Genomic DNA, 9,892 nt, shown 5'->3' on the forward strand with positions numbered 1-9,892 from the left:
CCATTTGAGAGTAATGACTTGATTTCCCCAAAATAATTTAAGGAATTCGGGTTGCCCTATATTTTGGATATACATGACAAATTGAGAAAAAGAGGATTAAAGCAATTTGTCATTCATCTTTGTGGTAATCAAATGCATAATTTAGAATGTTACAATGAATTAAAACTAGAAAAAGGCAGCATTATCAGTTCAGATGAAAAAAATCCACTAAAAAAAGTATCACAGGTATTGGGGCAGAACTATATATATGCAGGGAACGTTTCGACAGGACTTTTGACTTTTGCAACGCCGGAAGAAGTGTATTGGAAGTGTAAAGAAATTATTGATGATATGAAATATACTGGAAGAGGTTTTATATTACAGCCATCATGTGATTTGCCTATGAATGCAAAAAGTATCAATTTATATGCGATGTTAAAAGCGTGCAGAGATTTTGGAAATTATACGTGTTGATGTATATTGTAATTGGTAATATTTCGAACGGTTACACTTTTAGAATGCATAATTAAATAAAGTATTCAGAATTAGAATCAAGTGCAACAAGGTACTTGATTCTTTTTATATTGAAAATATAAATAAATAAGTCTATATATAGATATGATCAATTTGACATGGAGGGGGGAAAATTATAAAATTGATATGTATTGTAGTCAAATGCTAATAGGTAGAAGTTCAACTGATAACTTAAGTAGGTAGTTTCAATGATTAGATATATAGGTAAAAGAGTTTTAAAAATTATACCGGTTTTGCTGGTTGTGACAGTGATTTCGTTTTTTGTTACACATTTGATGCCAGGAGATCCGGTTAAATTATTGTTAGGAGATCATGCATCAAAAGAACAGATATTAAGTATGCAACAACAGTTAAATCTGGATAAACCATTGTTAGTTCAATTTAGAATATGGTTTATGAATTTGTTACATGGGGACTTGGGAGAGTCTCTTTTTGGCAATCAGCCTGTATTACAGATGATAATAACAAGAATGGAACCAACTGTTTTATTGGCTGTTTATGGGCAGGTTGTGGGGATGTTTATTGGTATTTCATTAGGAATTATTGCAGCGTTTAATCATGGAAAATGGGCAGATAAGCTTTCAATTGCTATTTCGCTTGCCGGTATTTCAGCTCCCAGTTTCTGGGTTGCAATCATGATGATAGAGATATTTGCGGTGAAATTGGGATGGTTACCGGTGTGTGGATATAAAACAATAGCAGAGGTAGGACTGATCGGTACGTTAAAATATCTTGTGTTACCAGGAACTACAATTGCATTTATGCAGTGCGGACAAATTGCCAGAATGACTAGAAGTGCAATGTTAGATATTTTGAATAAAGAATATTTAAGAACTGCTAGGGCAAAAGGAGTACCGGAAAAAGTTGTCATTATGAAACATGCATTAAAAAATGCGATGCTTCCTATTATTACAGTTTCTGGTTTTAGTCTTGCGGTGTTATTAGGTGGAACATGGATTGTGGAGACTATTTTCAATATTCCGGGGACGGGGAATATGGCAATTAATGCTATTATGAGAAGAGATTATCCATTAATTCAGGGGTCTATGATATTTATTGCAACAATTTATCTTTTGGTGAATTTGTTGGTTGACATATTATATTGTGTATTTGATCCGAAAGTAAGGTATCAATATGAAGAAGAAGGTAAATAAAAAGAAACGTAACATATTTTTAATTGTTGGAATCATTATTGTTTTGAGTGCTGTTTTTATAGCAGTTTTTTGTCCTGTTATAACAAAGTATGATCCGATTGGTGTGGAAGTAAAAGATAGGATTACAGCCCCATCTGTACAACATAAGCTTGGAACAGATGAAATGGGAAGAGATGTTTTGAGCAGAATGTTTTTTGGGGTGCGAGCATCTATGATTATTGGTCTTTCTGTTGCGGTTTTGAGTACAGTGGCGGGTATTATTGTAGGTGTTATGGCTGGTTATTACAAAAAAGTAGATAACATACTAATGCGAATTTTAGATGGTATCATGGCATTCCCATCTATTATTATTGCCATTGCTTTGGCGGGCATTTTAGGGACAGGAAAAGTTAATATTATCATAGCACTTTCAGTAGCATATTTCCCTACAATGGCACGGATTGTGAGAAGTTCGGTTCTTTCGTTGAGAGAGATTGAATATGTTCAGTCGGTTAAAGTGGTTGGAGCCAGTGATGCGTATATTATCATTCATCATATTATTCCCAATATTCTTTCACCGATTATTGTGCAAATGACTTTTATTTTTGCTCTTGCGGTGTTTGATGAAGCAGCATTAAGTTATCTGGGTGTAGGAATTCAGGCTCCGGAGCCTAGTCTTGGAGGTATGGTTAGTGATGCCAGAAAATATATGTCAGTGGCTCCATGGACCATTCTGTACCCAGGTCTGATGATTGCATATATTGTATTGGGATTGAATCTTTTGGGAGATGGTCTGAGGGATTATTTTGACCCGAAGTTAACTGAAAAATAGCAGGTGATTACAGTGGAAAAAGTATTAGAAGTAAATAATCTCAATATTGGTATTTACAGAAAAGGTATGAGTTGTTCTGTGGTAAATGATTTGTCTTTTTCTATTAATGAGGGGGAGACGTTGGGAATAGTGGGAGAGTCAGGATGCGGAAAGACCATGACCGCATTAAGCATCATGAGACTCCTTCCAAATAATATTGAAATTACATCCGGCAATATTCTTTTTAAAGACAGCGACTTGCTGGAAAAGACAGATAAAGAAATTAGAAGAATATGCGGTAAAGATATTGGTATGGTTTTTCAAGAGCCAATGACTTCGTTGAATCCTCTGTTAACCATTGAAGAACAGATAGGAGAAAGTTTGAAATACCATTTGGGATATGACAGACAACAGAGAAGGACAAGGATATTGGAACTTTTAGGACAGGTGGGAATATCTTATCCGGAGAAAAGAATACGTCAGTACCCCCATGAATTTTCGGGAGGAATGAGACAAAGGGTGATGATTGCAATGGCTCTTGCATGTAATCCGAAGCTGATTATTGCAGATGAGCCGACAACGGCATTAGATGTAACGGTACAGGCCCAGATTATTCAACTGATTCGTAATTTAAAAAAACAATATCATAACTCGCTGCTTCTGATCACGCATAACTGGGGAATAATTGCGGAACTTGCTGATAAAGTATTAGTTATGTATGCAGGAGAAGCGGTTGAGATTGGAACTGTGAGTAGTATTTTTAAACAACCGCTTCATCCGTATACAAATGCATTATTAGAGGCGGTTGAGCAATTGAATGAGGGAACAGATAGGCTGAAAACAGTTCCTGGGGCAGTTCCACAGCCGGGTGAGAAACATTTGGGGTGTAGATTTGCAGATAGGTGTGACTTCGCAAAGGTGTTGTGCAAGCAAAATCATCCTGAACTTTTACTCTGTAATGATGGGAGACAGATTAGGTGCTGGAAAGGAACGAAAGAATATGCTGAAAGTAAATAATCTTACCAAGGTCTTTTCTCTTGAAAAGAGTATCTTTTCAAAAGAGCGTAATTCTTTTAAAGCCGTAAATGAAGTGTGTTTGAATATTAAAGAAGGAGAAATATTCTCCATTGTAGGAGAGTCCGGAAGCGGAAAATCCACATTAGGAAAAATGATTGTCGGTTTGTTGAAGCCAGATGCAGGCGAAATATTCTTTGAAGGAAAAAATATCCGTAATTTATCAGGAAAAGAATTAAAAAAGATTAGAGAAAATATTCAGATTGTATTTCAGGATCCATATGCGTCATTGAACCCTAAGATGAAAATTGAAAAAATTCTGATTGAGCCATTACTTGTACATAAACGAGGTGATAAGGCATATTGCAGAAAAAAAGCAGAAGAAGTCATTCAGACAGTAGGTTTGAAAGTAGAGGATTTAAAAAGATATCCTCATGAATTTTCAGGAGGTCAGAGACAGAGAATCTGTATTGCAAGAGCAATTATCCTAGAACCGAAATTGTTGGTGTGTGATGAAGCTGTTTCAGCGTTAGATGTGCTTGTGCAGACACAGATTATTAATCTATTAAAAGAATTGCAGGAGAAATATCATATGGCATACATATTTATTTCTCATGATCTGGCAGTTGTGAGATATATTAGTGATCGTATAGGGGTTATGTATGCTGGAGAATTGGTGGAGTATGGAGAGAAACAACAGATTTTTGAAAACCCAACGCATCCTTATACAAAACTTCTTATTTCTTCGATTCCTTCAGTTGATCCTGAAAATATCGATAAAAAAGCAGAAATCACAACTAAAAAAGATGGTGATATATCAAACTCAGGTTGGTGTCCGTTTTCTTCCAGGTGTGAAGAGTTTTCCGATTATTGTATGAGTTATCATCATGAATATTTTGAAGTTGAAAAGAATCATTTTGCAATGTGCTGCAATAGCAGAAGATGACGAAGGAATGGTTACACCGTTTGTCTTAAGATAAAGAAAGTAACTAAATATATAAATTATGAGAGGAAAATAAGATGAAAAAAAGAGTACTTAGTGTAATTGCTTTACTTCTTTCTTTGGCTATGTTTGTAGTGGGATGTAGTTCAGGAAGTAAGAGTGAAGAAAGTGCAGAAAAGGCAGAGAGTGCAGGTGACAAGAGTGGAGCAATTACTGTTGCTTACAAAGCTGCACCACCAAATCTTGACAGTGATCAATCCACAGACTGGACAGTTACTGCTGTAATGAATCACGTATATGAAGGGCTGTATGAGTTTAATGCTTCCAGTGAAGCAGTGCCTCATTTGGCTAAATCATGTGACATCGAAAACGATGGTAAAACATATGTTTTTCATTTAAGAGAAGGTGTGCTTTTCCATGATGGTTCAGAAATGAAAGCAGAAGATGTAAAAGCATCCTTTGACAGATGGTTTGCTGTAAATGAGATGGGAATTTCTGTGAGTGAATATGTGGATAGCGTAGATGTTGTTGACGATTATACTGTTTCTGTAAAATTGAACAGTGTATATGCACCATTCCTTAACGTTATCGCATCACCTACATCAAATCAGAAGATGGTTGTAAGACCAGCATCTTTGATTGAAAAATATGGTAACGATGTTCTGGAAGAACACATTGGAACAGGTCCATACAAATTTGACAGCTGGGTTCCGGATGCAAGTGTGAAACTGGTAAAATTTGATGATTATGTTCCGGTTGAAGGTGAAGCTTCAGGATTTGCAGGAAAAAGAGTTGCATATGCAAACGAGATTAACATTCAGTTTGTAACAGATGAATCTGTACGTATATCTGGATTAGAGACTGGAGAGTTTATGTTTGCTGAGGAAATTTCTCAGGATAAGTACAGTCAGGTTGAAAGTTCTGAAAATACAGTTCCGCAAATTATGGATTCTGATGTTGAAGGTATGTTGACATTTAACTGTGGTGCTGCACCGTTTGACGATTTGAATGCACGTAAAGCAGTTGCAATTGGACTTGACCTTGAAGAACTGGCTACTGCTCAGATTGGTGATGAAAATTTCTGGAGTCTTGACGGATGTCTGTTTGATAAATCTACAGTTTGGTATGATGAAAAGGCTGGAGAAGGCGTTTATGCTAAAAATGATTTAGAACTGGCAAAAGAGTATCTTGCAAAATCAGATTATAATGGTGAACCGGTTGTTATTGTACAGGGAAAAGATGACAATGTAGAGAGCCAGGGTGCTGAAGATTTAAGATCACAGTTAGAGAAGATTGGATTTAATGTAGAGGTTGAATTGTATGACCGTGCAACAGTTATGGAGAAACGTTCTCAGAAAGAAGGATGGGCAATTCATCTGGCTTACTTTAGTGTATGGAATGCTGATCCACAGGTTTGGAGTGCATGGGTAGGAACAAATGGATGGATCACAAACTGGGATGATGAAAATTCTAAGAAAATGGACGAAATCTTTGCAAAAATGTTAGTAGAGCTTGATCAGGATGCAAGATACAAACTTGTTCAGGATTGGTATAATACATTCTGGGAATATGTTCCATATGTAAAAACGATTGACTATAGTCGTATGAATGCTACAAATGCAAAACTTCAAGGATATGCAAATTATTGTCAGCCATTTTTCTGGAATACATGGGTGGAAGAATAATATAGCTTTGTCGAATAAGTATAAGAGGAAATGAAAAATTCCTCTTATTTTTGCATGGAGGTTCTATGAAAACGAGTAATGTAAACAAAATAAAAAAGGTTTTAAAACTGGAACGTGAGATTATTGGGGTGAAATTTATTCACTACAAAGAGCAGTATGATGAAAATGAAGTTAAAGAGTATGGTTTAAGAACAACGTATTGCAATATGGTCAAGAGGGCGATGGAAGGATCTCACTTCAAACTTACAAAAGAAAATTTTTTTTGTGATTATGGAGCGTATGCACTTGGACTAAAAAAACCGGATATTAGTGTTGTAACAGGAAACAGTTATGCAGTTTGTGGGTTATACGAAAGTCATTCTATAGCAAGAAAGATCACGGAGGAGATGAAATATTTACAACATGAAGTGTATGGAGTAGAAATGGGTCCGCTGCAATACATGGAAAATGCGGATATAGTAATTATTGTGACAGAAGCAGTACAGGTCATGCGTGTTTTACAGGGATACGCATATAAGTTTGGGGTTCCGAAACATCTCTGTACAATAGGAAACCAGGCTGCATGTTCCGACTTAACATCAAAGCCATACTTCAATAATGATCTAAATATCTCGTTAATGTGTGAGGGTGCAAGAAAATATTTAAAATGTGCACCCGGAGAACTAGGTGTAGCTATGCCGATTAATCAATTCGATAGTGTTGCGGAAGGAATTATAATGACTGTAAATCCAGTTGCAAATAATAAAGAAAAAGATGAATTACTTTCCAGACTTGATACAGAAGATGAACTTGGGATAATTATTGATAAAGACACTGACTATGGTAAATGTTTGCAGGAATATGATGATTTTGTTCAAAGGGTAAAAAATAGTCAAGCAGAGTAAACTAATCGGACATTTACAGTGTATAGCATGTGTCATAGTATGGGGAAGTGCAACCGTATTAAGTAGAATAGCTTTAAATGTGTTATCGCCGGAGGAACTTCTGTTGTTTTGATTCCTGATAGGCTATATTACATTGTGGATAATATTACCAAAGCGTTTGAAATTAAATTCAATAAAAGAAGAATTACTATGTGTGTTATGCGGATTATGTGGTGTAACATTGTACTTCTATTTTCAAAATATAGCATTACTTTATACTGCAGCTTCAAGTGTTAGTATTATCAATGCTTTATCTCCGATGTTTACAGTGATTCTTGGGTTCATTATCACAAAAATGGTTTCTCTTTACAATATAAGCATATCAAAAAAAGCAGAAGATATCTAATCCTTTTAGAATAAATATCTTCTGCTTTAAGTTAATGACGTTGTGTAAATACAAGGGGTGTGGCACTTTTATCTGCATACACGAAATATAGTAATGTTTTATCTCCACTTACTTTTTTTCTGAATTCTTTTCATTTTCCGTTTTGTTATGAATTGATAGTCCGTTCTGAATCCGCAGGTTTCATGGAGATCGTCAGTGATTTCCTGACGCTCATATACCGGCATGAAGCCCTGTTCTTCTATATCCGCAAATTTTATGTCTTTTAAAGTGTGAAGTAATTGTTCTGTGGTATAAGTCCCTTTCAAGGAACGGTTTAATAACCGGAAATGTAACAGAGCAAGAAAACAGGTAAGAAAATGAGCCTTAATTCGGTCTTCACGGTTTAAGTAAACGGGTCTGGCTTCAAAATCTGTTTTCATAGTTCTGAAACAGTCTTCAATCTGCCATCTTCCTTCACTGACTTTTAAGATATCTGCAACGTCATCATCAAGCAGGTCTGTACATACCGCATAAAGCCCGTCATACATTTCTTCTTCAGCAATCTTATCCGTATTGAGATAATAGTGGATCTTAGCTTTTTCTCCTTCATTGGCTACAGCTACCTTATTTACAAATCTTGCAGGATCATTTGGATTTTTACGCTGTTTTTTTAGAGAGCCATTTGCAACCATTTTTTCTGCCCGACAGATCTGCTCCGCACGGATGGCTTTCTGATAAGCGGCATATTTAGGGGAGTAGGTTATGATCAATCTTTGATCTAGTTTTTTTGTTGTAAATGGTTCGTCTTTATAATAAAGCTGGTTTTTGTCATCATCTGTCAGTTTTGTGAGGTCAACAGGCTTATCATCTGAGAGACGTTTGAAGCCAGTTTTCTTTAAAGCCCATGCCCGGTCTTCAGCAGGCAGCTTTTTGATGGACTGAGTGACAATAAATGCCCTCTGTCCCATGTGATTAAGAACACGGTTATCCTCAGAAGCAAGTTCGGCGTCACTGCAATAGATAAACTTATCACAGCCGAATTGCTGGAGAATCTTTGTTTCTAAAGGTTTTAAGGATTTCTGCTCATTTTGGTTTCCAGGAAAGAGTGAGAAAGCCAAAGGTATTCCGTCACCATCTGTAAAGAGTCCCATTTGAATAATGGGATTCGGACGGTGCTCTTTGCTTTTTCCGTATTCTTTATCTCCATCTTCCTGTTCGCTTTCAAAGTAGTAGTTTGTGCAATCATAATAAAGGATCCGATCCATTCTGCCACCGAGAAAAAAGCTATTTTTATAAACTTCTGATTGAATAAAATCCATTTCAGAAGCAAGAACAGAAAGAGCTCGGCACACATCATGAATTTCATAAGTTGGAGGCTCAAGGAACTGTTTTGCTGCTCGGAAGGAAGACCTTTTGCTGGAAGGTTCCAGAACCCTTGTGTAAATTAAATCAGATAAAATAGCATTAAGATCATACTCGAATTTATGTCGGCTTTTGATTTTTCTGCAGACAGAATCAAGCTTAAGCCCATAGTAAATCGATTGAAGGAAAAGATATCCACCAGAAAAAAGCTTCTGTTTATGATAGTCCATAAGTCTGTTGGAATGAAACGGAATCATAACAGTAGCATCTTCTTTTTCACTTTTATATTTCAGAGTCTCAAGACGCGCTTGTTCATTAGCCCATTCAACAACTCCATTATTGGTTATAGATATTCAAAAGTCATATATCACAAAATATGAAACTGATATTGTACAGAGAATTAACGAGAGGATAATGGAAGCTCAAAAGGCTCAGTATGATATTGTATATATTAAGAACACGAAGAAACTTCGCAGTGGAATGGTAACAGATGAGTTTGCAGACGACCTCATTCTTGCATCAGATAATGTGTTTTGCAAAAGACAGGCGGATGCCTTTTCATCTGAAGAACTGATTTCATATCTTAAATCAAAGGGTGTTTCAGAGATAGAGATGATAGGTGTTGATGGAAATTCGTGCATCAAGGCAAGTGCAAAAGGGGCAGTGAAATGCGGATTCATTGTTTCTATTCTTTTGAGATGCGTAGGTGTATCCAATTTGTCGAGATTTGAAAAGACCAAAGAGGATCTTGAAAAAATAGGGATAATAATAAAGTAGGAATAAACAAATTCCGGTCTGGTGGTACAATATTTTTTGTGAAGTCCGCTTTTATTCATTTTTGAATAAAAGAATTTTGGATAAGCAATTGGTAGGAGTTGATCGTTAAAAAATGATTTGGCAACTATGAGCGAAAAGCGGAAATCTGCGAGAATTTATTTTTTTGCTAATAACAAAATTTTATGTTTTGTGATATCGAGGGTATGGGGAATCGTAATCTCCATCAAGTTCGTCAGAGAATCAAAATCCAGAAACTGGGTTTTGAGTTACTCTGGGCGATACTTGCTTTAGAAAATGATTTGCCATAATGAGCATAGAACATTGGAGCTTGAATTGAAATAAAAAAGAGAGAGCTATATGCAACTTGAACTGCTTCCCGTCAAGTAGACAATTAAAAAAATAAAAT

General features: G+C 36.0%; 8 protein-coding genes and 2 pseudogenes. 9 read left to right on the forward strand and 1 reads right to left on the reverse strand.

Annotated elements, in window-relative coordinates:
- Nucleotides 1-48: 48 nt before the first annotated feature.
- The 8 genes and pseudogenes from PG766_RS16360 to PG766_RS17265 all read left to right on the forward strand — a co-directional run.
- Nucleotides 49-453 (forward strand): annotated as a pseudogene (locus PG766_RS16360) (uroporphyrinogen decarboxylase family protein); the annotation flags it as partial.
- Nucleotides 454-701: 248 nt separating this feature from the next.
- Nucleotides 702-1,667 (forward strand): ABC transporter permease, encoded by a 966-nt coding sequence (locus PG766_RS16365; RefSeq protein WP_118198633.1) that lies wholly within the window; start codon nucleotides 702-704, stop codon nucleotides 1,665-1,667.
- Nucleotides 1,648-2,478, forward strand: coding sequence for an ABC transporter permease (locus PG766_RS16370; RefSeq protein ID WP_118198634.1), 831 nt, complete (start codon nucleotides 1,648-1,650; stop codon nucleotides 2,476-2,478). Before PG766_RS16365 ends, PG766_RS16370 begins: the two co-directional genes overlap by 20 nt.
- Nucleotides 2,479-2,490: 12 nt before the next feature.
- Nucleotides 2,491-3,474, forward strand: a complete 984-nt coding sequence (locus tag PG766_RS16375; RefSeq protein ID WP_118198635.1) for an ABC transporter ATP-binding protein — start codon at nucleotides 2,491-2,493, stop codon at nucleotides 3,472-3,474.
- Entirely contained in the window at nucleotides 3,458-4,417 is a 960-nt protein-coding gene (locus PG766_RS16380) for an ABC transporter ATP-binding protein (RefSeq protein ID WP_182438586.1), read from the forward strand. Before PG766_RS16375 ends, PG766_RS16380 begins: the two co-directional genes overlap by 17 nt.
- A 74-nt stretch (nucleotides 4,418-4,491) precedes the next feature.
- Nucleotides 4,492-6,099, forward strand: a complete 1,608-nt coding sequence (locus PG766_RS16385) for an ABC transporter substrate-binding protein (RefSeq protein ID WP_118198637.1) — start codon at nucleotides 4,492-4,494, stop codon at nucleotides 6,097-6,099.
- Nucleotides 6,100-6,164: 65 nt separating this feature from the next.
- Nucleotides 6,165-6,983: a DUF169 domain-containing protein gene (locus PG766_RS16390; RefSeq protein ID WP_118198638.1), complete on the forward strand. Its 819-nt coding sequence runs from the start codon at nucleotides 6,165-6,167 to the stop codon at nucleotides 6,981-6,983.
- Nucleotides 6,984-7,101: 118 nt separating this feature from the next.
- The gene (locus tag PG766_RS17265) at nucleotides 7,102-7,368 is read left to right on the forward strand and encodes an EamA family transporter (protein ID WP_416810410.1); all 267 of its coding nucleotides are present in this window, start codon (nucleotides 7,102-7,104) and stop codon (nucleotides 7,366-7,368) included.
- A 98-nt stretch (nucleotides 7,369-7,466) separates the two neighbouring features.
- Here PG766_RS17265 and PG766_RS16395 read toward each other — a convergent pair.
- A pseudogene (locus tag PG766_RS16395) lies at nucleotides 7,467-9,047 on the reverse strand (IS1634 family transposase); the annotation flags it as partial.
- Nucleotide 9,048: 1 nt separating this feature from the next.
- Between PG766_RS16395 and PG766_RS16400 the strand changes: the two are divergent.
- Complete coding sequence (locus tag PG766_RS16400; RefSeq protein WP_182438588.1) at nucleotides 9,049-9,486, forward strand: isochorismatase family protein; 438 nt, start codon at nucleotides 9,049-9,051, stop codon at nucleotides 9,484-9,486.
- The last annotated feature ends 406 nt before the right edge of the window (nucleotides 9,487-9,892 follow it).

Origin of the sequence: Coprococcus sp. LG101-27, from assembly GCF_027695515.1 — a bacterium.
Lineage (GTDB): Bacteria > Bacillota > Clostridia > Lachnospirales > Lachnospiraceae > Allocoprococcus > Allocoprococcus comes.

Excerpts from the sequence above, each read along its gene's own strand:
- PG766_RS16380 (WP_182438586.1), top strand. The coding sequence starts at position 3,458 with ATGCTGAAAGTAAATAATCTTACCAAGGTCTTTTCTCTTGAAAAGAGT.
- PG766_RS16385 (WP_118198637.1), top strand. The coding sequence starts at position 4,492 with ATGAAAAAAAGAGTACTTAGTGTAATTGCTTTACTTCTTTCTTTGGCT.
- PG766_RS16390 (WP_118198638.1), top strand. The coding sequence starts at position 6,165 with ATGAAAACGAGTAATGTAAACAAAATAAAAAAGGTTTTAAAACTGGAA.
- PG766_RS16365 (WP_118198633.1), top strand. The coding sequence starts at position 702 with ATGATTAGATATATAGGTAAAAGAGTTTTAAAAATTATACCGGTTTTG.
- PG766_RS16370 (WP_118198634.1), top strand. The coding sequence starts at position 1,648 with ATGAAGAAGAAGGTAAATAAAAAGAAACGTAACATATTTTTAATTGTT.